At 32.7% G+C, this 25170-nt stretch carries 27 protein-coding genes; 5 read left to right on the top strand and 22 right to left on the bottom strand.

From position 1 onward, the window contains the following. Positions 1–2 precede the first annotated feature (2 nt). The 3 genes from BUA82_RS09725 to BUA82_RS09715 form a co-directional block, all read right to left on the bottom strand. On the bottom strand, positions 3–452 hold the full coding sequence (locus tag BUA82_RS09725; protein WP_073007061.1) for a C-GCAxxG-C-C family protein: 450 nt from the start codon (positions 450–452) through the stop codon (positions 3–5). Positions 453–625: 173 nt separating this feature from the next. Beyond that, positions 626–1012, bottom strand: a complete 387-nt coding sequence (locus BUA82_RS09720) for a spore coat protein (protein ID WP_073007058.1) — start codon at positions 1010–1012, stop codon at positions 626–628. 14 nt (positions 1013–1026) lie between these two features. Next, complete coding sequence (locus BUA82_RS09715; RefSeq protein ID WP_073007056.1) at positions 1027–1263, bottom strand: hypothetical protein; 237 nt, start codon at positions 1261–1263, stop codon at positions 1027–1029. A gap of 267 nt (positions 1264–1530) precedes the next feature. On the opposite strand from BUA82_RS09715, the gene BUA82_RS09710 reads away from it, so the two are divergent. After that, the gene (locus tag BUA82_RS09710; RefSeq protein WP_073007053.1) at positions 1531–1935 is read left to right on the top strand and encodes a VOC family protein; all 405 of its coding nucleotides are present in this window, start codon (positions 1531–1533) and stop codon (positions 1933–1935) included. Between the two features lie 201 nt (positions 1936–2136). Here the strand turns inward: BUA82_RS09710 and BUA82_RS09705 are convergent, their stop codons facing one another. The 14 genes from BUA82_RS09705 to cdaA all read right to left on the bottom strand — a co-directional run bounded on the left by BUA82_RS09705 (position 2137) and on the right by cdaA (position 16521). Beyond that, positions 2137–2667 (bottom strand): 2-oxoacid:acceptor oxidoreductase family protein, encoded by a 531-nt coding sequence (locus BUA82_RS09705; RefSeq protein ID WP_073007051.1) that lies wholly within the window; start codon positions 2665–2667, stop codon positions 2137–2139. A gap of 2 nt (positions 2668–2669) precedes the next feature. Next, the gene (locus BUA82_RS09700) at positions 2670–3419 is read right to left on the bottom strand and encodes a thiamine pyrophosphate-dependent enzyme (protein WP_073007049.1); all 750 of its coding nucleotides are present in this window, start codon (positions 3417–3419) and stop codon (positions 2670–2672) included. After that, on the bottom strand, positions 3419–4489 hold the full coding sequence (locus BUA82_RS09695) for a 3-methyl-2-oxobutanoate dehydrogenase subunit VorB (RefSeq protein WP_073007048.1): 1071 nt from the start codon (positions 4487–4489) through the stop codon (positions 3419–3421). Before BUA82_RS09695 ends, BUA82_RS09700 begins: the two co-directional genes overlap by 1 nt. Positions 4490–4502: 13 nt before the next feature. Beyond that, positions 4503–4712: a 4Fe-4S dicluster domain-containing protein gene (locus BUA82_RS09690; RefSeq protein WP_073007047.1), complete on the bottom strand. Its 210-nt coding sequence runs from the start codon at positions 4710–4712 to the stop codon at positions 4503–4505. Between the two features lie 21 nt (positions 4713–4733). Next, positions 4734–5399, bottom strand: coding sequence for an ATP-binding protein (locus BUA82_RS09685; protein ID WP_073007046.1), 666 nt, complete (start codon positions 5397–5399; stop codon positions 4734–4736). Positions 5400–5853: 454 nt separating this feature from the next. Continuing rightward, positions 5854–6693 carry a PRD domain-containing protein gene (locus BUA82_RS09680; protein WP_083599872.1) on the bottom strand — a complete coding sequence of 280 codons (840 nt, stop codon included), beginning with the start codon at positions 6691–6693 and terminating at the stop codon, positions 5854–5856. Between the two features lie 133 nt (positions 6694–6826). Further along, a complete protein-coding gene (locus BUA82_RS09675) occupies positions 6827–7675 on the bottom strand; it encodes a PHP domain-containing protein (protein WP_073007045.1) in 849 nt (282 codons plus the stop codon). A 14-nt stretch (positions 7676–7689) separates the two neighbouring features. Continuing rightward, positions 7690–9084 carry a PTS transporter subunit EIIC gene (locus BUA82_RS09670; RefSeq protein ID WP_073007044.1) on the bottom strand — a complete coding sequence of 465 codons (1395 nt, stop codon included), beginning with the start codon at positions 9082–9084 and terminating at the stop codon, positions 7690–7692. Positions 9085–9405: 321 nt separating this feature from the next. Next, positions 9406–10476, bottom strand: coding sequence for a butyrate kinase (gene buk / locus BUA82_RS09665; protein ID WP_073007043.1), 1071 nt, complete (start codon positions 10474–10476; stop codon positions 9406–9408). An 18-nt stretch (positions 10477–10494) separates the two neighbouring features. Continuing rightward, positions 10495–11403, bottom strand: coding sequence for a phosphate butyryltransferase (gene ptb, locus BUA82_RS09660; protein WP_242948951.1), 909 nt, complete (start codon positions 11401–11403; stop codon positions 10495–10497). Beyond that, positions 11387–12490 (bottom strand): butyrate kinase, encoded by a 1104-nt coding sequence (gene buk / locus BUA82_RS09655; protein ID WP_073007041.1) that lies wholly within the window; start codon positions 12488–12490, stop codon positions 11387–11389. The genes ptb and buk (BUA82_RS09655) overlap by 17 nt, the downstream gene beginning before the upstream one ends. Before the next feature lie 260 nt (positions 12491–12750). After that, the gene (locus BUA82_RS09650) at positions 12751–14361 is read right to left on the bottom strand and encodes an NAD(P)/FAD-dependent oxidoreductase (RefSeq protein ID WP_073007039.1); all 1611 of its coding nucleotides are present in this window, start codon (positions 14359–14361) and stop codon (positions 12751–12753) included. Between the two features lie 139 nt (positions 14362–14500). Further along, a complete protein-coding gene (locus tag BUA82_RS09645; protein WP_073007037.1) occupies positions 14501–15718 on the bottom strand; it encodes a CdaR family protein in 1218 nt (405 codons plus the stop codon). Beyond that, positions 15688–16521, bottom strand: a complete 834-nt coding sequence (gene cdaA / locus BUA82_RS09640; protein ID WP_178140718.1) for a diadenylate cyclase CdaA — start codon at positions 16519–16521, stop codon at positions 15688–15690. The genes BUA82_RS09645 and cdaA overlap by 31 nt, the downstream gene beginning before the upstream one ends. A 259-nt stretch (positions 16522–16780) precedes the next feature. Between cdaA and BUA82_RS09635 the strand changes: the two genes are divergently transcribed. Continuing rightward, entirely contained in the window at positions 16781–17779 is a 999-nt protein-coding gene (locus tag BUA82_RS09635; protein ID WP_073007033.1) for a hypothetical protein, read from the top strand. Between the two features lie 118 nt (positions 17780–17897). Continuing rightward, entirely contained in the window at positions 17898–18518 is a 621-nt protein-coding gene (locus BUA82_RS09630; protein ID WP_083599881.1) for a cell wall hydrolase, read from the top strand. Positions 18519–18578: 60 nt separating this feature from the next. Here the strand turns inward: BUA82_RS09630 and BUA82_RS09625 are convergent, their stop codons facing one another. The 5 genes from BUA82_RS09625 to BUA82_RS09605 form a co-directional block, all read right to left on the bottom strand. Then, positions 18579–19451: an NAD(P)/FAD-dependent oxidoreductase gene (locus BUA82_RS09625; protein WP_073007031.1), complete on the bottom strand. Its 873-nt coding sequence runs from the start codon at positions 19449–19451 to the stop codon at positions 18579–18581. 86 nt (positions 19452–19537) lie between these two features. After that, a complete protein-coding gene (trxA, locus tag BUA82_RS09620) occupies positions 19538–19852 on the bottom strand; it encodes a thioredoxin (RefSeq protein ID WP_073007029.1) in 315 nt (104 codons plus the stop codon). 151 nt (positions 19853–20003) lie between these two features. Continuing rightward, positions 20004–21176, bottom strand: a complete 1173-nt coding sequence (gene iadA, locus BUA82_RS09615; protein WP_073007026.1) for a beta-aspartyl-peptidase — start codon at positions 21174–21176, stop codon at positions 20004–20006. An 11-nt stretch (positions 21177–21187) separates the two neighbouring features. After that, complete coding sequence (locus BUA82_RS09610) at positions 21188–22501, bottom strand: hypothetical protein (RefSeq protein ID WP_073007024.1); 1314 nt, start codon at positions 22499–22501, stop codon at positions 21188–21190. Between the two features lie 27 nt (positions 22502–22528). Beyond that, complete coding sequence (locus tag BUA82_RS09605; protein WP_242948950.1) at positions 22529–23083, bottom strand: phosphatase PAP2 family protein; 555 nt, start codon at positions 23081–23083, stop codon at positions 22529–22531. Positions 23084–23219: 136 nt separating this feature from the next. Between BUA82_RS09605 and BUA82_RS09600 the strand changes: the two genes are divergently transcribed. Both BUA82_RS09600 and BUA82_RS09595 read left to right on the top strand, forming a co-directional pair. Further along, on the top strand, positions 23220–23903 hold the full coding sequence (locus BUA82_RS09600; RefSeq protein ID WP_073007022.1) for a response regulator transcription factor: 684 nt from the start codon (positions 23220–23222) through the stop codon (positions 23901–23903). Continuing rightward, entirely contained in the window at positions 23896–25122 is a 1227-nt protein-coding gene (locus BUA82_RS09595) for a sensor histidine kinase (RefSeq protein WP_073007019.1), read from the top strand. Before BUA82_RS09600 ends, BUA82_RS09595 begins: the two co-directional genes overlap by 8 nt. The last annotated feature ends 48 nt before the right edge of the window (positions 25123–25170 follow it).

Below are 25170 nucleotides of genomic sequence, written 5' to 3'. Positions count from 1 at the left end.
TCCTATTTTATAACGCCATCCTCGTATAATTTTTCAGCTACATAAGCTGCTACTTCTCCAGTAATTTTTACACAGTGGGCTTTTCTCTCTGGAGACGCAAATTCAAAGTTTCTTGTCATTACTCTACAACAGGTGCTCTTATACATATCTTTAATATGATTGTGCAAATCTGCTGAAACCGGGAACATCTTATCCTGCATTGGTTCTCCGTGATTTCTTCCATAAGCCATACCTAAAGCCATAACACCTCCGCTTACTGCACCACAAAGACAACCTGATTTACCAATACCCACTGGGAATCCAGAAGCAAGCTTTGTCACGCTATCATCAAATGGCTTGTCCAATAAATCGTTAATAGTTTTTACCACCGCTTCAGAGCAGAAAAATTCTCCCCTTTGAAAATAACCTTCAGCAGTTTTTCTTACCTCATCTACAAATAATTGTTTTTCCATGTTAATCCCCCTTAAAATAATAATTCCAATTAAATCATATAGGTAATTAATTAAAGTGTCTAATAGGATTATCCAATAGATTGTAGGTTATTAATCATTTTTGCAAATAATAGTTATATATTTAACATTAAAAGCTATATCTAGAACTAATGCCTAGATATAGCCTTTATTTTTTACTGCATATTTTGAGAATTTTGCATGCTTTGCTGTTGAAGCTTCATACCTTGGAACTCTCCTAAGTCTTTATTAATTAATTCAGTGGGACAAGTATGAGCTTCATACCAGCCTTTTTTTATAGCCATATCTGATAGTCTGAAGTGACTGTTTATAGCAGAATTCAGCTGATTGGTTAAAGTTAATCTTAATTGAGGATTGGTGCTCTCTGTGATAGCCTTAGTAAGCTGTCCTATATCTCCTTTAGAAGAAGTAAGCATATCCATTGCTATATCTTTGTCTGTAATCTGCTCATTAGAAGAATTGTTTGTATTGTTAGTATTATCTTGATTATTTTCAGGATTTTCGTTCTCATTGGGCCCTAAAATAGAATCCATCCAAGCCATTTATCCTTCCTCCTTTATCCTTTAATAGTATTTACAAAATTCTGCATTTCATCTAACTCCACTTTTTTGCCAGATATTGACTCCTCTATAAATGTCTTAAGTTCAGGGTCTTTAACCATGGGCATTGATGCCTGAAGTTTCTTATAGCCCAAAACTCCTCCGCTTATTATTTCATGAAGTTCTGCTGCTTCATGAGGAGCTAAAGTGTTATTAGGCATATTATTAGCGTTATCGTTAAAATTATTTTCCATTATAAATCACCTCCACAATAGTATTATCTTAAATATTGAGGGAAGTTATTCGAGGGATAATTTGCAATTTAAAATTTAGAATGGTATATAATTTAAAATTTAGAATTAAGGATAGTTTTTCTGAAAAAGCATCAGAAAAACTTTAGAATATAAAAGTTCAAGAAAAAAATTCCCAGAGAAAATTTTTAAAAGATAAATTTTTATTAAATTTAAAATGATTATGTGATGGTATAATATATTTATATTTTTAGAGGTGGAGGTTAAACTATGAGCACAAAAATGATTCACCATGTTTGTATTCAAACAGATAAATATAAAGCTTCATTGGATTTCTATACAAGGATTTTAGGCTTTGAATTAGTGATAGAAACGCCAAACTTTCATAAACGAGATTATAATACATGGTTAAGCTTAGGCGATTTTATGATTGAACTTCAAACATCTAAAAGGGGAGAAAAATTAAATCCATGGAGTTCATTAAATGAAGGAATAGTACATATGTGTTTTCTAGTAGAAAATGTACAAAAAGAATATGAAAGAATTAAAAGTTTAGGATATACAAACTTTAAAAACAAAAATGGAGAAGACATTTATAAAGTAGAAGAGGGGTATTTATTTAAAGTTAAAGCGCCAGAAGGTACTGAAATTGAAATAAGAGATCTGCCCATCTAGAAATTAAAGGTAAGCTGAATACTTTATACTAATCTTTCAATAAGCTTCAAAATCATTATATATTTCTAAAATTAATTTCTAACCCATAAAAATCCACAAAAAAAATCCCCCTAAGGGGATTTTTAAATTTTCAAGAAACTCTGTGAGTTTCCTCCTTCATTCTAAATTCTAAATTTTCAGTTCTAAATTTTCAATTCTAAATTACTTAACGTAACTAGCTCCTTTTTCTAAGGCAATCTTGTTCATTTCAAAGTATTGTTCTTTTCCATGATCTTTTAAGGATTGAAGAATTACCTCCATGGAAACTATACCAGTTTTCTTTACTAAAGCTCCTAATAGTACCATATTGGCAATAGTCTTGTTACCTATTTCCTGGGCAATGCTTTGAGCTGGTATTTTTATAACGTCTATATCTTCTCTTGATGCATCTATATTTACCATATCCTCATCTATTATTAGTAGTCCATTAGGCTTAATGGTATTTTCAAATTTTTCAAGGGAAGGTCTGTTCATAACTATTAAGGTATCTGGTTTGTTAACTATAGGAGAACCTACTTGTGACTCGGTTATTATTACTGAACAGTTACAGGTTCCTCCTCTCATTTCTGGACCATAAGAAGGTAGCCATGATACATTTAATTCTGCATCCATACCTGCATAAGCTAAAAACTTAGCCATGGACAAAATTCCTTGTCCACCAAATCCTGCAAACAAAATTTCCTGTGATAACATAACTATTTCACCTCCCCTGTAATATCCTTTTTAACACCTAAAGGATAGTGAGGAATCATATTATCTCTAAGCCAATCTAAAGATTCAGAAGTAGATAGTCCCCAGTTAGTTGGACATATGGACAATACTTCTACCATAGAAAAGCCTTTTCCCTCTATAGCATTTTGGAAAGCCTTTTTAATTGCTTTCTTCGCTTTCATTACGTTAGGTACCTTATCTACAGAAACTCTTTCCACATAAACCGCTCCATCTAAGGTGGATATCATTTCAGATACTCTAATAGGATGTCCTTGAGTAGCTACATCTCTACCATAAGGAGAAGTCTCAGTAACTTGTCCTGGTAATGTAGTAGGGGCCATTTGTCCTCCGGTCATTCCATAGATACAGTTGTTTACAAATATAGTAACTATATTTTCTCCTCTAGCAGCAGCATGAACTATTTCTGCAGTTCCTATAGCTGCTAGGTCTCCATCTCCTTGATAAGTAAATACTACCTTATCAGGATTTGCTCTTTTTATTCCTGTAGCTACTGCTGGTGCTCTTCCGTGAGCAGCCTCAAACATATCACAGGCAAAATAATTATATGCTAAAACTGAGCATCCTACAGGTGCAACACCTATAGTTTTATCTAAAATCCCCAATTCTTCTAAACACTCACCTACAAGTCTGTGGATTATACCATGGGTACATCCAGGACAATAGTGGGTTGGCACATCTCTTAAAGCTTTTGTAGGTTCAAAAACTACTGTCATTATTTTTCACCTCCTACTATTTCCATAACCTTGTTAAGTATCTCTTCTGGTGTAGGCACCATTCCGCCGGTTCTTCCGTAAAACTCTACTGGCTTTCTTCCATTTACAGAAAGTCTTACATCTTCCACCATCTGTCCCGCACTCATTTCCACAGAAATATAACCATGCTTAGTAAGGTCTATGGTTTTGTCAAAGGCTTCTGCTGGGAAAGGCCATAGAGTTATTGGTCTTATAAGTCCTAATTTCACACCTTTTTCCTCTGCAGTTTTAATAACATTTTTGCAAATTCTAGAGGTTGTACCATAGGAAACCATAATAAGGTCACATGTTGAATCTATATTATAAAGCTCATATTTTACTTCATTTTCTTTAATGGCTGCATATTTCTTTTGGAGTTTTATATTGTGTCTCTCCAAATCTTCAGATTGAAGATACAATGAGTTTATTACATTATGCTCTTTTCTATCTCCAAGACCATTAGCTGCCCAAGTCTTTTCTGGAAGTTCTCTTCTTTGTCTTTCTTTAAACTCTACTGGCTCCATCATCTGTCCAAGCATTCCGTCTCCCATTACCATTACTGGAGTTCTATATTCATCTGCCACATCAAAGGCATCTTGAATAAGATCTACCATTTCTTGAATGGAACTAGGTGCATATACAGGCATGTTATAATCGCCATGACCTAATCCTTTAGTAGCTTGGAAATAGTCTGATTGAGCTGGCTGAATGCTTCCAAGTCCTGGACCACCTCTAACAATATTTATTATTACACAAGGAAGTTCTGCTCCTGCAATATATGAAACTCCTTCTGCCTTTAAGCTGATTCCTGGACTTGAGGAGGAAGTCATACATCTAACTCCTGTTCCTGCAGCTCCATAAACCATATTTATTGCTGCTACTTCACTTTCAGCCTGTAAAAATACCCTCCCAATTTTAGGCATCTTTTTAGACATGTAAGCAGCAACTTCTGTTTGCGGTGTTATAGGATAGCCAAAAAAGCACTGACAACCAGCTTGTATAGCCGCTTCACCTATTGCTTCATTTCCTTTCATTAATACCTTTTGAGCCATTTTTTATACCCCCTTATTTTTCAACAGTTATAACGTAGTCAGGACACATTCTTCCACAGGATGCACAAGCTATGCAATCCTTCATCTTGTCTTCTGGAATACCAGCTGGATGATAACCCTTTGCATTAAGCTTTTCTGAGAAAGATATAATTTGTTTTGGACATGCTATTATACATTGACCGCATCCTTTACATCTTTCCTCTCTAAAAGTGACCTTTGCCATTTTATTTCCCCCTCTTTTACTTTATTTCTCCCAAGGTTTTTTCATATAAATGTCTATTCCAAATATTTCTCCATGAACTTTTCCTTGTAACTCATGGCACATATCCTTTTTACAAACGGTATACGCATATGGAATATTTAATGATTGTGATAATTTAAAAACTTCTTCATCGCCTTTAAGTATGTGTTCTAGAGTTGTCTCATCGGAAAGATTTGTGTTAGATATGAGATAATTAACTTTAAGTCTGCTGGATTTTTCTATATCCTTTAAGTAAATTTCAGCCTCTTCAGCATTAGAGGTTAAAGGTCTGTTGTTGTTAACTACAAGGTACATATCATAGGGTTCTTCTTTAAAGTACTTATTGTACTGACCCAATGCTATTGCTCCCATGTCATCCCCACCTATGTCAAATACCACTATATGACTTTTATCATTAAAAGCAGAAATAACTTCAGGAGGTACAACCATTAACTCAGCATTGGAAAGATGAGGATTTGCCGAAATCAATCTTACACCACAATTTTGGAGTTCCTCTTTTATATCCCTGGAACAAAAATATGGGTTAACTATATCTATGTCTACCAAAGTAACCTTTTCACCTTGTTTCGCTAACTTCATTGCATAGTTTATAGCTATTTCTGTTTTACCACTGCCAAAATGTCCTGTAAAAACATTTATTCTCTTCATATACACTCCTTTTTAACACATAGTATCAACTAATTTTCGGTAAACCTTTACAATATAATTATACTGTAATTTTAACCTATTATTCAAATGTTTTATTCATCATAATTATCTATTTTACTATACAAATTATTTACTTGTCAAAAAAAGCATTTGTTATTTTCCAATTCCTTTTTTCACCCCTATGTGTTTTAATAAATAGATAAAAATGGGAGAAGAAATTTATTGCTAATAAACTCGTTTTACAATTTAGAGTTGAGAATTGAGAGTGTAAAATGAAGGAATAAACTCACAGAGTTTCTTTTGAATTTATGTAAAACAAAAAACTCCCTGAGGAGTTTTTTAATTTGAATAAATTCATACAGTTTTTCTGATGCTTTTTCAGAAAAACTATCCTTCATTGTAAATTTTAAATTAATTGCCAATTCTAAATTAATTTCTGATTTTAAATCCTAAATCATCTATTATTAACAATGTTTTGCAAATGTACAGCTATATATCCCATCTCGCTGTCATTAAAGGATATATCATGATTCTCTTTTATATATTCCACTAGTTCTTTAGCTAAGGAAAAGCTCTCCTTAAATTTATCTTTAATGGTATCCAATAATATATTCTCTAACGTAATATTTTTAATGGCTCTATCAATGGCAAATCTAAGATGAGTTATGAGCCTGAAGTATGGAAGACTATTTCTATCTAGCTTTTTTCCAATTCTATTTTCTATAAAGGTAATCATATCTTCAAGAATTTCATTTGCCATTACAGTTTCTCTAAGGTTTCCATCATTGGCTGCAGCATGAATGTGCATGGCAATAAATCCAGCCTCATCTTCGGGAAGCTTTATGTTTAACCTAGAATTAATATGCTTAACCACTCTCTCTGCTATAAGATATTCTTCTGTATAAAGAAATTTAATCTCATGAACAAAAACATTTTTTATAGTTATATTATTTTTAATTCTATTTAAAGCAAAATTTATATGATCTAAAAGTGTTACATGTATACTTTCCTTAAGAGGCTTATCTAGGATATCTTCCATAAGTGCAATGGACTCTTCCACAACTCCTATGATATCAACATTTATTTCCTTAGTCATTAAATCAAACTTATACTTATTTTCAGGATCTATAAGGTAAAATATCTTTTCCACCTTTTCAGTGTTATAAATCCTGCTTTGAGCCTTAAGTCCAAAGCCGATTCCTTTACCTATAAGCATACAGCGGAAATCTTCATCATCATAACACATCACTACATTATTATTAATAAGTCTTATAACTTTATAAATTCTCCCCAAAACTTCCACCCCCAAGGAGATCTTCTATATATTCTATTATTCCTAGTTCATTATATCAGAAAAAGAATGAAATAATAACCGAAATTAAAGACGGTTCCACTTAATGGGATTACCGTCTTTAATATATTTTTAGCTACATTACTGTTGCAAATAAATCCTTTAAGCTTTCTACTACCTCCTGTGGTAACTCCATATCACCAATATCTATAAACTTCTTTCTGAAGATACCATGACTATCGCTGCCTCCTGTAATTCTAAGATCTTTCTTTAGGCATATGTCTCTAAGCTCTTTTTTTACTTCTTCATCATTGTCTGTATGATACACCTCTATGCCATCTAAGTATGAACTCCTAATGAGATCATTATATAGCTCTTCCTTCTTCTTTTTTATTTTTCCTGGGTGAGCTAGAACTACTTTTCCGCCATTTCTTTTTATAAATTTACAGCCTTCTTTAAAGTTCATGAAGTTATAGGTATCTTCTACATAACACATGCCATCTTTTCCAAAATATTTTGGTAGTGATACCATGATGTCATCTACCTTCAAGTATCCATGTAAGGCCAAGGTATAAAGGAGCTTTGCTCTATATAAAGGTCCTCCCTTACTCTGCTTAAAGAATTCTTCAGGAGAAATATTTATCCCCTTAGAGTTTAAAATAGAAATTTGTTTATGAGATTTATGATCCAGATAGTTTTTTAAATTTGTGGAATATGCATAAAGCTCCTCTGATTCCTTATTAAGCCCATAAGCTAATACATGTAATTTTACACCTTGCTCTACCACTGTAAGTTCTAAAGCTGGTATATAAGCTATGCCATAAGCTTTACTTAATATTTTCATTTCCGGGAAGTTAAGTGAAGTATCATGATCCGTAACAGCTAGGGCTTTTATTCCTTTTCCCTTAGCTTTATTAAATATCTCTTGTAATGTAGTACTTCCATCTGAATAGGTGGAATGAAAATGAAAATCATATTGAGCCATTTTATCACATCCTCTTATGCTTGAATTGTTGCTGGGTTTTCTATTTCAGAAGCTTCTTCCACATCATCCTTATAATCTTCCCATTTTGTAAAGTAAGTTAATAAAAATCCTCCTGCATAAGCTAAAATAGTACCTATTAAATAGTGTACAGCTTTGCTTCCTGGAATTAATAAGGTAAGTGGCAATCCTGATAGTCCAATACCTGTAGATCCCACTCCCATAGCAGCTACATACATGCCTCCAAAAGCTGAACCTAAACAAGCAGTTAAAAATGGCTTACCCAAAGGAAGGGTTACACCGAACATCAAAGGTTCTCCTACACCTAACATAGCTACAGGCAAGGAACTTGCTACTATAGTTTTTATCTTCTTACTTTTTGTCTTCATATAAATAGCAATACCTGCACCTACTTGTCCTGCCCCTGCCATAGCTAATATTGGCCTTAACAAATCTATATTAGTTTGTTTAAGTAAGCTTACTTCTACTGGAGTCAATGCTCTATGAAGGCCTGTCATAACAAGTGGCAAGAAGGATACAGAGAATATTCCACCAGTAAGTACTTTACCCTTTGCAATAGAAGCGGTAACTGCCCAGGTCAAACTATTGGATAAAGCTCTACCTAGTGGATGGAATATATATAGTGCTCCAAATCCAATTACTAAAAGTACTACAGTGGGAGTTACAAGCATGTCCAATACAGGATGCATAACTTTTCTTAATTTCTTCTCTAAATAAGCACCAGCCATACAAGCAAGTAGTACTGCAAATACTCCTCCTTCTTCTGGAACTAAAGGCACTCCGCCTATAACGATTTTAGATAGAGCAGAGGCACTTAAAATACCAGCAATAGATCCGCCTAATGCCTCACTGCCTCCAAATTCTCTAGCTGTGTACATACCTACCATTATATTCATGTATAAAAATACTGCTTTACCAATAACATAAAGTATATTATAAGTATTACCAGATATTAGTCCCATGTTTTCAAATAGCTTGGCAAAGCCATAGATAATTCCACATCCTACAAAGGCAGGAATTAATGGCATAAATATATTGGATAGTTTTTTAAGAAAAAGCTTAAATGGAGTTGCATTTTTCTTTTTTAATTCTTCCTTTCTAACGGTAGCCTCATCTATTTGTCCTACCCTAAGACTTGTCTTTTTGCCTACTTCTGCTGCCACTTTATTAACTGTACCCGGTCCAAGTATTATCTGCAACTGTCCAGCTTGGGTCACTACCCCCATAACACCATTAATTGCTTTTAATGCCTTTTTGTCAGCCAATGCCTCATCTCTAAGTGTAAGTCTTAACCTAGTCATGCAATAATTCACAGCTGCAATGTTTTCTTTTCCACCTACTTTCTCAAGAATCTCTTCTGCCAAGATTGTAGGAATAGATTTTTTGTCCATGATAGACCTCCTTTATTAATTTAGAATTTAAAATTTAAAATTTAGAATGATGGAGTAAACACCTTATGGAGTTTCTTTCAATGTAAGAAAAAAATTTCGAAAGAAGTTTCCTGGTTATGATTTAATAAAAATTCCTTTAATAATTTATATCCTAAATTTTAAATTCTATGGTAAATTAAAAAAGAGCCAAAAAGACCACAAATGGTCTTTTTGGCTCTTGCCTGCATTACCAGTAACAACGCCTAAAATATTTAACTTATATCTATATTATATATTCCATTGCCATAAATGTAAACAATTTCTTTACTTATTTCTCAATTATTATCTATATTCCCTTGCTTCTTCTTCTCCCATTAATACCCTTAGTCCGCCTTGGGCTAGAGCTAGCATCTCATCTTCTCCAGGATATACGGTTATTGGTGCTATCCAGGAAGTTCTTGCGCTGATGTCATCCACTACTTGTTTTCCGTAAGCTATTCCACCTGTAAGTATTATAGCGTCTACTTTTCCACAAAGCACTGCTGAGCATTCTCCAATGGCTTTAGATACTTGATATGTAAAGGCATCATAGACAAGTTTAGCCTTCTTGTCCCCTTCTCCAGCTGCTTTTAGCACGTCTCTAGCATCATTAGTGTCTAGATATGCTACATAGCCGCCCTTACCATTTATCTTCTTTATTAATTCTTCCTTAGTGAATTTTCCACTGAAACACAATTTAACTAAATCACCTACAGGTAATCCTCCGCTTCTTTCAGGAGAGAATGGTCCATCACCATCAAGAGCATTGTTTACCTCTACTATTTTGCCATTTTCATGAGCTCCTACGGAAACTCCTCCCCCCATATGAGCTACTATTAAATTGCAATCTTCATATCTCTTATTATTTTCTTTAGCATATCTTTTTGCCACAGCTTTTTGATTTAATGCATGGAATATACTTCTTCTTTCTATTTCTGGCATTCCAGATATTCTAGCTATATCCTCTAATTCGTCTACCACTACAGGGTCTACTATAAAAGCTGGTATATTTAATTCTTTTCCTATTTCATTAGCTATAATTCCACCAAGATTTGAAGCATGTTGTCCTTGAACCCCTACTTTCAAATCTTCCAGCATGGTTTCATTAACTCTGTAAGTACCACTTATCATAGGTTTTAAAAGTCCGCCTCTGCCTACTACAGCATTTAGATCTTTAATATTGAAATTTTTATCCTTAAGTACATTTAATATAACATTTTTTCTAAATTCAAATTGTCCATATATGCTATCATATTGTCCTATTTCTTCTGAGCTGTGTCTTAAAGTTTCCACTAGGATTTGATTTTCATCTTCATATACTGCAATTTTTGTAGATGTGGAACCTGGATTGATAATTAATAATTTATATGACATTTGTACTCCCCCTTAAATCTATTTATTACTTTGAGCCACCAATGCTGCAAGAGCTATGGAGTTAACCTTAGTTTCAAAACTATCTGCTCTTGATGTTAATATAACTGGTGCTGAAGTTCCCACAAGTATTCCACCATTTCTAGTTGGTGAAGTATAAGTAAGTGTTTTGTACATAACATTGGCACTTTCTATGTTTGGTAGAACCATTATATCAGCTTTTCCTGCCACAGGACCTGTAACGTTTTTATGTTTTGCTGCTTCTTCAGATAAAGCATTATCTAGCGCTAATGGGCCATCCACTATGCAGCCTTTTATTTGTCCTCTTTCACTCATTTTTGATAATATTGAAGCATCTACAGTAGATGGCATGTCTGGATTAACCACTTCTACAGCGCATATAGGTGCAACTTTTGGAATTTCTATACCTACTGCATGAGCAACCTGTACTGAATTATTAACTATATCTACCTTTGCTTTTAAATCTGGATAAGTATTAAAAGCTGCATCTGTTAAGAATATAAGTCTGTCTATTCCTTTTATCTCAAAAACAGCCACATGGGACATAAGTTTTCCAGTTCTTAATCCAACTTCTTTATTTAAAACGCTTCTTAAGAAAGTTGCAGTGTCAATAAGCCCCTTCATTACCATATCAGCCTTTTTGCTAGATACTAATTCTACAGCTTTTAATGCAGCTGCTTTTTTATCTGGCTCATGAATTATTTCAAATTGAGAAATATCCATATCCAACTTTTCAGCTATAGCTTCTATCTCATTTTTATCTCCAACTAAAATGGCATCAGCAAAGCCTTGAATCTTTGCCTCTTTAATAGCTTCTAATACAGGTTCATCCTGTGCTACTGCTACCGCTACTTTTTTAACCTTTCCTTCTTTAACTTTTCCAAGTACCTCATCAAAATTTCTTACCATTAATGTACACCTCATTCTCGTAAATTTTTGCTTCTTCTTGTTGTTTTAAAACCCTTTCAGCACCCTGTGCCAAAGATTCCATTTCATTTTCTCCAGGAAAAACTTCTACAGGAGCTATAAAGGACACTCTTTCCTCAATCCATTGAGTTAAAAGCTTATCATAGGCAAGTCCTCCTGTAAGTACTATTCTATCTACCTTACCCCTTAAAACTGTAGCCATAGATGCGATTTCTTTGCTTATTTGGTACGCTAAAGCTTTATAAATAAGCTCTGCTCCTCTATCTCCTGACTGTATCCTCTTATTTATTACTCTACCATCATTGGTACCTAAATACCCAATAAGCCCTCCTCGTCCCATAATTTTTTTCTTTATATCATCATAACTGTACTTACCACTAAAACATAATCTAACTAAATCCCCCGCTGGCAGCCCTCCAGATCTTTCCGGGGAAAATGGACCTTCTTCATTAGCATTATTAACATCGATAATCCTGCCATATTGCAGTGGAACTATAGAAATTCCTCCTCCTAAATGAGCTACAATAAAGGAACACGTTTTCATATCTTTGTTAATTTTATCACAAACTTTTCTTGAAGTAGCCTTAATGTTTAAAGCATGCACAAGGGATTTCCTTGTAATTTCAGGCATTCCAGAAATTCTGGCTACATCCTCTATTTCATCCACTGCTACAGGGTCTACAATAAAAGCAGGGATATTTAATGGCTCAGCAATATCATATGCTATAATTCCTCCCAAATTGGAGGCATGTTGTCCTTGAATACCCTCCTGAAGGTCTTTTAACATAGCTTCAGTCACTAAATAAGTTCCTCCTGGCATGGGTCTTAAAAGCCCCCCTCTTCCTACCACGGCCTTTAACTTTTCTAAAGATATATCTTTTTCCTTAAGCCAAGTCATAATGGTGTCTGTTCTCATATCCTTTTGCTGATAAATACATGTGTACTTACTAATTTCTTCATTGGAATGGGAAAGATTTTCTACTTCAATGCAAATTCCATCATGAAACACTGCAATTTTAGTGGAAGTAGAACCAGGATTAATAGCCAATATTAAATTTTTGTTATCCATAATAACCCCCATGATAATTTTTAATCCTTTAATACCAAGCGACCCTACTATTTATTTTAACAAAAATTTATTATAAAACAAATACTCATTTTAAAGTAAATTTAAATTCTCCCATAGTAGTTATAGGAGAATTTGAATTTTGTATTATTAAATTGTTAATTTATATTCTTTTTTAGGTATTAAATTACCAAATTATTAAACATTATAGAATTATTTACATTAATAAATAATAAGTGCTAATAATCAGATATTTTAACTTGCTATCTATAAAGTCCCTGGCAACTATATTTCCCCATTATACTTTCAACAACTTTTAAACCATCTACCGCAGCGGATATTATGCCTCCTGCATAGCCTGCACCCTCACCACATGGATATAAGCCTTGAAGGGATATGCTTTCTAAATGGTCATTTCTTATTATTCTTAAAGGTGCAGAAGTTCTAGTTTCTATACCAGTTAATATGGTATCATTATCTGCAAAACCTTTTATTTTATTGTTAAAATCTTTAAAACCTTCTTTTAAAGCATCTGTTACATAAAGAGGCAAACATTTTCTTAAATCTCTAAACTCATATCCTGGAGTATAACTAGGTGTTACTTTCCCAAGCTTTCTGGAAACATTATCTTTTAAGAAATCTCCCAAAAGCTGGACAGGTGCTTGGTAGCCTCCTCCTCCTAGTTTATAGGCAAGGCCTTCATAATGCCTTTGGAATTCCATACCACTTAAAGGCGAATTTCCTTGGAAGTCCTCTGGAGATACGGATACTACTATGGCAGAATTAGCATTTTCCTTATCTCTAGCATGATAACTCATACCATTTGTCACCAGCCTATCCTCTTCGGAGGCTGCTGCCACTACAAGTCCACCTGGGCACATACAAAAAGAGTAAACGGATCTATTTAAACTTTTGCTGTTATAGGTAAGTCTATAATCTGCTGCTCTCAGTTTAGGGTGTCCTGCCATACTTCCATATTGATTACTGTCTATTAGTCCTTGAGGATGCTCTACTCTTACCCCTATGGCAAAGGGCTTTGGTTCCATAAAAATATTTTTATTATATAGCATTTCATAGGTATCTCTAGAACTATGGCCTATAGCCATTATAAGCACATCACAGGGAATCTCTTCATCATTTATTATTACTGCTTTAATTTTATCATATTTTATAATGATATCTTTAAGCTGGGAGTTAAAACGCACTTCTCCCCCTAAGGAAATTATTTCTTCTCTAATATTTTTAACTACATCTTTAAGTATATCTGTACCTACATGAGGTTTACCCCTATATATTATCTCTTCTGGTGCACCAGCTTTCACCATGGTTTCTAAAATATAATCACATCGATTATCCTTTATTCTTGTGGTAAGCTTACCATCCGAAAAGGCTCCTGCACCACCTTCACCAAATTGAACATTAGATTGTAGATTAAGCTTGCCTTCCCGCCAAAACTTTTCCACAGACTCTGTTCTTTTATGCACAGACTCTCCTCTTTCTATCACCAAGGGTGCATAACCTTTTCTAGCTAGAAGCAAGGCTGCAAATAGTCCCGCTGGTCCCAATCCTACAACTACAGGCCTAGAACGTAATATTTCATTTCCAAACCTCGTATCTTCATTATAAGCTGGGGCTTCTAATTTAACATCCTTGTCATTTAATTTATCTACTAATCTTTTTTCATCTTCATGCTCTATATCTATGCAATAATTAAATTTTATGGAGTTTTTTCTTCTGGCATCTATAGACTCTTTTACTATCTTAAGATTCTTTATTTCTCCTAAAGGTACATTAAGCTTCTTAGCTGCCTTTTGAGAAAGCAATGTTATATCTTCTTCTATATTTAGTATTATATTATTTATTCTTATGGCCATGCTTTAATATCACCTCATTAAAACAGCTTGAAAAGGATAAAGTAACTTTTCAAGCTATTTATTAAATATTTTATATTTTCATTAAGTGGTATTTGCTTATAGTTTTTAATTTCCACCTTGTCAATGGATTATTAGAAAACTATTTTTTAGTTATGGTAACTTTCATTTTATCAGGATTGGAGTTTACTATTCTAATCTCTGGCTTTTTAGAGGATACCTTTATCGGTAGCTCATGAACTCCCTCCAAAACTCCAGCAGCACTTATTTCTGCTATAAAATCTTCTTCCTTTGCTGATGCTGCTATAGATTCTTCAGCCTCTATTACTACTGTTACCGTATCCTTTTCTATTTGTCCATTAAACTGTTCTAAAACTCCAGTTAAAGCTACTTTAATATTAAGAGACCTTTGTGAAACCTTGGCTACATTTATTGCAACCAGAACCGTTGCGTTCTTATTGTTTATTATGCGTATTTTATCCGTTATTATAACCTTGGCATTTACTTCTCCAGAGGTTGATATTTTGGAAAGGTCTATAGGCTCTGTATCTAAACTGCTTATATTATTTAATACTGCTTCATCTCCTATTACTTCAAGTTTATCTGGCGTAACATCTATTTTCTTAAGAGTAATTCCATTAGGTAAAGTCCCTTTAGTTTTTACATTAATATTTACAAATTTAGATTTTCTCACTGGAATAGTTATAGTTGCATTAGAATGTTCAATTTTTACATTAGAGACTTCCTTCTTATTTTCATCTACAGCCTTTAATGGGAGATTTACGGATACATCCTTGTCTGCATTGCTTACCTCACCCTTAGCTAAGAGGTACTTAACATTATTAACATATTGTGCTGCGCCTGATACAAGTCCATTAGTGGGTTTCACGTCAGGTTCTGAGGCATACGCCCCTTGTTTTGTACTTACCTTTACCTCAGGAAGTATAGGTATACTTTTCTCCACATAGTCATCTATCATAACTTTTACTCTTAAAAACTGATCATTTTTTATATTAATATTAGATGGAAAACTTACTATCTCTACTGGGATCTGATTTTCTCCCTTTTTCACTGCATAATCACTAAGATTTGCCACTATTTTAAATTGATATGGTTTTGCTGCAAAGACCTCAGAAGTGGGTCCTTCCAGCTTAAGTGATACGCTAAGATCTTGATTAGGTAACACAATTAGTTTTAAGTCTTTTAATGCATCTTGGTTTATTATCTCAACAGGTACGTTATTTAAGGTATAAGTCCTAGTAGGATTTTCAATATTAGTCACATAAAGCCATAGAGCAAAAGCTAGAATCACACAGACTATTCTTACCACTATTTCTTGCTTTTTGTTTGAGTTATCCACGCTTTCACCCTCTCTCCCATAGTCTTTACTCTTTTATTTCTTCTATTCTTCATTATTTTAAGCAATACATCTTTTAGCCTGTCACGATCATAGTTACGTGACAGCCTTCCATTTACCGCTAAAGATATGGTGCCTGTTTCTTCAGAAACTATTAATACCAAAGCATCCGAGGTTTCTGATAATCCTATAGCAGCCCTATGACGTGTGCCTAATTTTTTGTTGATATCAGTACTGCTGGTGAGAGGTAATACGCAGCCTGATGCGATAATTCTATTATTTCTTATAATTGTAGCTCCATCATGTAAAGGAGTATTTACTACGAAGATATTCTCTAAAAGTGCAGAGGATACTACCGCATCTATCTGAATTCCATTCATAATAACCTCTCCGAGACCAGTGGATTGCTCTATGGCAATAAGGGCACCGGTTTTTGATAAGGAAAGATTCTCCACAGAATTAACTATTTCTGTAACTACCTTCTCCATGAGTGCATCATCTTCTATAGGATGAATATCATTAAAAGCAGTCCTTCCTAAATGCTCTAGCGCTCTTCTTATTTCTGGCTGGAATATGATTATAATAGATAAAACTCCAATGGTGATAGTTTTACTTAAAATTACATATACGGTATTTAACTTTAATAATGAGCTAATAGGAATCAAAATTACAATGAGAAAAATTCCTTTTAAGAGCTGCTCCGCTCGAGTTTCTTTAATAAGCATATAACCTTTAAAGAAAATATATGATACCACTGCTATATCTAATATGCTAGAAAAAGATATATTCTTAATGGTGTTAATCATGACATTTAGTATCTCCACAAACACTTCACCCCTGCAGTTTCTTACTTCTAGAATTATATACTATTACTATATTCATTAGTATATATAACTTATTTCATTACATTTACAATTATACACTATTCCTATATTCCTTAGTACATATGACGAAAATTTAAAATAAAATTAAGAATTCAATAACTCTATATTTAAATATTAAATGGTTATTTTAAAATGGTCAATTGAATATAAATTAATTAAGAATTCTAAAGGAGGTATTATATTGAAATTAGAATATAAAAAATTTATAAAAACGCCTTATATTTTAGCCCTGTTAATATTAATATTCGTAATAATTTTCGGTACATACAGATACTTTACTACAAAATCTTATAAAACTTACGAAGGTAGAATGCATATCTATATTAAAGATATAGCTTCTGCAAATTCCATGGCAAAAAATCTAATAAAAGATCAAACAATAGATGTACAAGCATCCCTAACCCTTTTGCCAGAAATAATAACAAAGTTAAAGGACATAAAATTAAAATTAGATAAGGAAACTCCTTCTGAAAAATATATTGCCTTTAATTCTGATGTAAGTAAAGGAGTTTCAAATAATATACTGCTTTATGAACAATTATGCTTATCCTTATCCAATCCTAATGCTAAGGATATAACAAAATCCTTTGAAAAATTACAAGAATATAAAAGTGAATGTTTATCAAATTATGAAAAAGCATCTGTAAAAAAACTATCTGTAAAATTGCCAAAGGATACTGAGGTCTTTCTTGTTAATGCTTTTGCATATATAAACGAAATTATTAAATTAAATAGAGATAGTGATATAATAAGTTCTCAAAAAAATGATTTTATATTAACCATGGATGAAATAGTAAGTAAATTTAAAAGTATTAATTCAGATTATGAGGTTCCTCTAAAGAGAGTAAGAGAGGAAAAGAAAAGTTATGAGGGTATAATAGACAGTATAGATAAAAATATAGAGACTTTGGTATCCTTAACTGAAAAATTCAATAGCATTTCTATACCTAACAATGCTTTAGATGCTCATAATAACTTTAAAGTATGTTTAAGCGGCTTTAATAAATATATACAGGAGCTAAGAGATGCAGTAAGCAGTGAAAATTTAAAATCTAAAGATAAGAGCCTTACAGAAGAAGAATTAGATATTTTATACGAAAACGCCTCAGAAAACTATGAAGAATTAAAAGCTTCTTTTGAAAATTTTATATTAGTATATGAAAAATATAAGGAAAAATAAAGGTCTGGAAACTTCCAGACTTTTATTTAATGGTAGATAATAGCTTTTTGTGAATTAAATTTGGAATAAAGGAGAAAATATTGGATAGCAGCGTAATCCAAAGGAGGTTTTTATGAAAATGAAGAATAGCTCCCTTAAAATTCTGCTTATAATCTTTTGTATAATTACATTTAGGATATTAGAAGTAAAGGCAGTAAGTGTAATGCCCAATGACATTGTTAATTCGCCAAAAATTATATATTATAAAAGTGAAGCTCTAGATAACAATGAAGTTAGAGTACTAAGCAGAGGCAATACAAATGATTCTATGAATCTTTATCAAGAAAAGGCTGAATCAGTGCAAGTTTTTAGTGCTGGTGCTAAAAAGATTTATATTACCAGCAAAGAAATAGAGTTAATGTCAAAAGTTGTATATAAAGAAAGTCGCGGCGAACCTTATGAAGGAAAGGTTGCTGTGGCTTCAGTAATATTAAATCGCGCTGTAAACCCAAGATTTCCCGGTAGTATAGAAGGAGTCATAAAAGAGAAAAACGCATTTTCCTGCGTGGTAAATGGAAAAATAAATGCAAACCCAGATGATAGCTGTTATAAAGCTGTACTAGAAGCCATATCTGGCAAAGATCCTACAAATAAAGCAATATATTTCTATAATCCCAAAACAGCTACGTCAGCATGGATGAAAAATGTTACAAAGGGCAATTCTAAAAGCATAGGAAATCATGTATTTTTTAGTAAATAGGTAAAGTTAAAGCCGGGATGGTATTATCATCCCGGCTTTAAATATCTTATATTCTATTTTTTACTTTAGAGTTTCTCTGCTTTTAGAATCTAAATAAGAAGTTGCGCCTAAAGCTGCTATTAGTCCTTCTCCAGCTGCCTTTATATACTGATAAGGCTTTCCTATACAGTCACCGGCAGCAAAGCATCCATTAATATTTGTTTTCATCAATCTATCCACTTTAATATGATTATCCTCTATGGTAAGTCCTGGGACAAGCTGTCCTGGAGATATACTATCTCTTAGAACAAATATTCCATCTGTTTCAATTTCTGTTTCCGATAAAATAAGTTTTGTTACTTTATCTTCTCCAATAACTTCTACAGGTCTATCCTTTATTATTTCAATAGAAGGATTTAACTTATAGTCAGAAGTATACATAGGTATATAATAAAGCTTTGATGCTAATTCACTTACATAATTTGCTTCTTCTTCTGCTTCTTTATTATAACCTATTATGGTAACAACTTTTCCTTTATACAATGGAGCATCACAAGTAGCACAGTAACCTACACCTTTTCCTAGGAACTGCTCTTCCCCTTTAAAAGGTCTTGTATATTCAATTCCTGTAGCTAAAATAACTGTCTTAGCTTCATACATCTTTTCATTTACCATAAGGGCAAAATAATCTCCCATGGCATAAACATTGTTTATTCTTTCATTTATTATGCTAATTCCCATAGAATTAATATGGTTTTGGAAATTTTCTTTTAATTCTATTCCAGATATCTCGTTAAAACCAAGATAATTATTTATTTTTGGTGCCTTTATAAGCTTAGCGCTGAAATCATTATTCCCAAATATTATTAAATCTTTATTTCTTATTTTTGCATTGATAGCTGCGGATAGTCCTGCTGGACCGCTGCCTATAATGGCAATATCATGTCTTTTCATCTTATCTCCCCTTAAGGATTTTCAGTTTAGGAATCTTAAAGAAAATAACAAGTCAATATGCTAGTTATTTTTTTGAAGATACCTTATTACATGTGATTTCTTATAGCTTGCTCTAATTCTTGTTTTGGTCTAAATCCAACTACGGTTTCAACTACAGCTCCATCTTTAAATATCATAATAGTAGGTATGCTGCTAATTCTATACTTACTTGTAGCTGATGGGTTTTCATCTACTTCAACTTTAGCAAACTTCACTTCTGGAATTTCATTGGCAAGCTGCTCAATAATTGGTGCAATCATCTTACATGGTCCACACCAGGTAGCCCAAAAATCTACCACTACTACACCCTTTTCATTTTCAATTTGTGCTGCAAAATCATTATCTCCTACGTGTAATAACATATAAATACCTCCATTTGTATACCCCCTAGGGGTAATCTTTCTGTAATTTATATTAAACTATATTATATTAATTGTCAATGCAATTTTTATACAATATATAAGCATAGTATAATATATTTAACATTAAAAAGGCAATATTTAGTAATAGACATTATTCAAAGGTACCTTTTACTATAACCTTATTATTTTCTATATGAAATACTCCTTTAGCCATTACACTATGTATATTTAAAGTAGCCTTATCTAAAAGGACTAAATCTGCATCTTTTCCTTTTTCAATGCTTCCTTTGGCTTTCAGTTTTAGAATTTCAGCAGCATTGGAAGTTATAACTTTAAGAGCTTCTCCTAAGGGTATATTTTCCTCTAAAACAGCATCCCTTACCTCACGAAATAGCGTTTCTACAGAGCAAATTCCAAGTCCAAGAAACTTTTTATCCTTATCAAAAAGAGGCATACTTCCATTTCCATCAGAGGAAAAGGTTATCCTTTCTATAGGCACACCGGCATCTAAGAGAAGCTTTAATCCTTTGGAGGCCTTCACCTCTCCCGGTTCTAAAAAGTTAGGTTCTGAGCTAGTGGTTAAGTCTATAAAACCTCCAGCTTTAGTATATTCTATACCCATTTCAAATAATGAATCTATCCTGTTAATATGAGTTGGAAGCACTTGAGTTGCAGGAATTTCAGTTTTGCTTATCATGGTAAATAAGTATTCCATCATAGTAGCACCATCACCTAAATGAACATTCACCACTCCAGCTTTTCCTGAAAGAAGACCACCCACCCTGGCTTGCGCTACAGTATTTACAAACTGCTCATAGGTAGGTTGGGAAGACCTATGATCTGATAAAGCTATCTCGCCCACCCCTATAGCTTTTGACACCATCATTAAATCACCTTTTGGACTTCCTGTAAGGCTTTTTACTGGTATCTCATAAGAACCTGTATAAATATATGTACTTATTCCTTCTTCTTCCAAAGCATTAGCCTTTGCCACCAATGCCCTTATGTCCCTACATACATCGTCAGTACCTAGACATCCCACCACCGTAGTTATTCCTGCAGTAGTTATTTTAGATAGTGAAAGTTCTGGAGTTCTAGTTTTGAATCCCCCTTCTCCTCCTCCACCTAAAATATGCACATGATTGTCTATAAATCCTGGTACTAATATTTTTCCTTCAGCATCCACAACTTTAATTTCAATAAAATTTTCAGGTATGTTTATATCATCATAGATGCCTTCAATCCTATCTTCCAAAATTACTACCTGTTTAATTCCTAATGGTTCCGGAGCATAAATATCAGCATTTTTTATTATTGTTATCATGATTTTTCTCCTTACTTTGATTTTAATATATCCTTTATAGTTGTATTAAAATACATGGAATTAGGAAAATTACTTTTAATCATAGAAGCATACTTATAAGATTCATAATTATTTATATTTTTGTTTAAAACAGCTAAATTATACAAAACCCCGTCTCCATATTCTGAAGAAAGATACTCTTCAGCATAAAGCTTATAATATTTTATTGCAGACTCAATATCTTGGCGGTTTTCTGCAGAAGCACCTAACATATATATTATATGCGACTTTAAATAACTCTTATTGCTATGCTTAAAGGCTTTTTCAAGCTCTTTTTGTGCATTTACATAATCTTTTTCCTTTTGAAACTTCATGCCTTGAGAGTAAAAGAAGTTTACCCCTTCTGTTTCAAGAGTTTCTAGAACTTTATTATATAAAGCTTTTTCGTTAACATTCAGCTTTGAATCTTTAAATTCCATGGCCACATTATATAATTTGTCATAGTTCTTATGTTCTAAATCAGTTTTTATTTCATTTTGTGAAAACTTACTTTCATTATTTTGCAATTTATTTATATCTCCTGATGTCTTCTTATCATCGCTGGATTTACCTTCTGTACCTTTTATAGGTGCCTTGTTATCTTTTTCTAAATCTACTTTATCATTAGAACCCTTCTTTGCATCTTTTGATGAGGTAAATAAGCTTATTGGGTTTTTAAGAAATTGTACCTTAGGTATGATTAAATATCTTAAAGATAAAATCACAATACAAATCCCCAATATTATTGAAGTTGTTCTTAAAATCATCTTATTATTTAATAATTTATCTTTTGTAGATGAATTGCCAAACTTCTTTAAATATTCCTTGTTGCTTAGGGCTTCCTTATTATATTTGTCTAACTCTAAAACTTTTTCTATGTGATATTCTGAATGAATATACTCTCCCTTTTTTATGTAACAGCTAGCTAATGCATTAGAGACATTTATAATATTAAAGTCGCTTTCTCTGCACTTTTTAAGATTTTCTAAAGCTTCATTAATTCTCATTTCTTTTATAAACAGCATGGCATTACTATAAAGCTTAAGTCTATCGCTATCTCTTTTTGAATCTTTTAAATATTCCTTAGAGGCACCATCATCATTAATATCAGCATTTATGTTCCATACCACTCTACAGCCTTCTAAGTCGCCTTTTTGATAAAGCAAAAGCCCTTTAAGATTCAAAATAGGTGCACAATAAATATCTTTGCTTATTCCTTTTTCACAACAATTTAACGCTTTATCTATTAATCCTTTTTGATAACATAACATAGCTTTTGAATATATTTTTTTTAATTCCTTATCCATTTAATCCACCTTTATTGTTTCAATAACTTAAGTATTTCTTTTTGAATTTATAACCTTATTATAAAGAGTTTCAGCAAGTTTAAAGCCAACTATACCTAATATTATCCCGGCTATTACATCGCTGGGAAAATGTACATATAAATATAATCGTGAAAAGGCAATAAGTGCAGCAGGAATGAAAAATAGCTTTCCATAAGGTTTTATGTATCCTGCAAGAGCAGCTGCCGCTGCAAAGGATGATGCAGTATGACCTGAAGGAAATGAAAAAGTTTTTGGTTTTGCTATAAGTAATACCAAGTTTGCATCACTCATAAAAGGTCTCGCTCTTTGAATTAAATTTTTTATAACTCCCTCTCCAAGAATAGCGGTTATAATAAGAGATAGTGCACAAACTATACCTGCTTTCCTATATTTTTTTGTAATTAATAGAATAATGCAAAGTATTATCCAAACTATTCCCGCATCCCCTAAAGCGGTTATAAATGGCATTATGCTGTCTACGAAAGAATTTCTCATATTCCTTTGAATAAAGTCTAATATATTTCTATCTAGAGTGTTCATATAAACTAAAAAATTATGCAAAATGCTCACCTGCTCTTTACTTTAAATTTCTTTCATTATTATAACATAATAACATATACAAATTTATTGAAAATTATATTTATAAAAGGTGAAAATAAATTATAATAACATTATTAAAATATAAGAAGGTGATAAGATGAAATCTTTAATTATAGAAGATGACTCATTACTTATTGAAAGTATAGCTGAAAGCATCAAAGAAATATTTCACTATGATTTTGCCCAGGATGGAGAGCAAGGTTTATATCTGGCGGAGCAAAACATATATGATGTCATTATTTTAGATATAATGCATCCTGGTATGGATGGGTACAGTATTTTAAAGGAGCTGAGGTGTAAAAACATAAATACACCCGTTCTCATACTCACAGCTAAAGATTCCATTGATGATAAACTAAGAGGGTTTAAGTTAGGTGCTGACGATTATATTATCAAACCCTTTCATAGAGAAGAACTATTAGCTAGACTAGAAGCCATTTTAAGAAGAAGCGGTATAAACCTAAATAAAGATATTCTAGTCTTTAAGGATCTAATTCTAGATTTAAAGCTAAGAAATGCAAGAATAAATGATGAAAATATAGATCTTCATGGAAAGCAGTTTGAACTTTTAGAATATCTTATAAATAATCAAGGATCCATATTATCTAAAGAACAGATCTTTGATAGGATATGGGGGTTTAATTCTGATACCACCTTTAATGTGGTAGAGGTATATGCAAGCAATCTTAGAAAAAGCTTAAAAAAATATGGTTATGACAAATATATAAAAACCATACGTGGCTTTGGATATATGCTTGTAGGAGATGAAAATAATGCATAATAAGAAAAAAACTCAACTTTTGCTTGCAAACTTCTCTGTTTTTATAATGATATTTTCCATTTTTAGCTTTATACTTTATAGCACTATAAAATCTACTCAATATGTAAGGGTAGATAATGAGTTAAAGTCTGCAAAAAACATTATAATGCGAGGAGCTTCCTATAACTTTTCTCCCATGATTCCTCCCATGAACCCTAGAATTACTACTATCATTTATGGTGAAAATGGAGAAATAATACAACCTTCAAAAAATTATTCCTTTTTTGAGCAGAATTCAAAGCAGCTTAAGCCCAAGGAATTAGATAAACTTTACGATTTCACTATTGGAGAATATAGTTTCAGAACCATTTCCTTCTCTGCAACTCTTCAAGGAAAGTTTGTAATAGTTCAACTTATTACAAATACTAATCCTGAAAGGGATATTTTAACAAATCTATTAAGAATATTAATAATTGGTGGTATAGTTATTTCTATTGTTTCCGTAGCTGCAGCTCTATACCTTGCTGATAAGAGCATGAAACCTATAATAGATTCTTGGAATAAGCAAAAGGAATTTGTTGAGAATGCCTCCCATGAACTTAGGACACCCCTTACCATTATACAGTCTAAACTAGAGCTGATGCTTTTAGAGCCCAAAGCCTCCATAATGGATAAATATGAACTTCTAGCACCTGCACTTTCAGAAACTAGAAGAATTTCTAAAATGGTTTCAGACTTATTAACCTTGGCAAGATCAGACTCCAATACAACAGAATTAGAAAAATCCTATATTGATATAACTAAACTTATAAAAAATGTTTCCGAACCTTACAAAGAGATTGCAGAAGCTGAAGGAAAGTCTTTAAACTTGAAATTGCAGCAAGATATAAGTATATTTGCTGATGAAAAAAGACTAAATCAACTGATTATAATTCTTTTAGACAATTCCCTTAAATATACTGAGGAAGGATGTTTCATAAACATAAAAGCTTGTATAAAGAATAATGACTTTTTATTAGAGGTATCAGATAACGGTATAGGCATAAAAGAAGAAAATAGGAAACGAATTTTTGAAAGGTTCTTTAGAGAAGATAAAGCTCGTTCAAGAAAAACTGGTGGTTCCGGTTTAGGTCTTTCCATAGCTAAATGGATAGTGGAAAAGCATGAAGGTGTCATAGAGGCTTCTCCAGTTACCCCTAAGGGGACTTTAATAAAAGTAATTATCCCTTTAAAACTTTAAGCAAATTTTAAGGTTAATCTATCATAATCTTTCCTATAGTAAAAACAT

Source organism: Clostridium amylolyticum (assembly GCF_900142075.1).
GTDB lineage: Bacteria > Bacillota > Clostridia > Clostridiales > Clostridiaceae > Clostridium_AA > Clostridium_AA amylolyticum.
The sequence above is the reverse complement of the archived record's forward strand: the minus strand, read 5'-3'. Positions and strand labels throughout refer to the sequence as shown.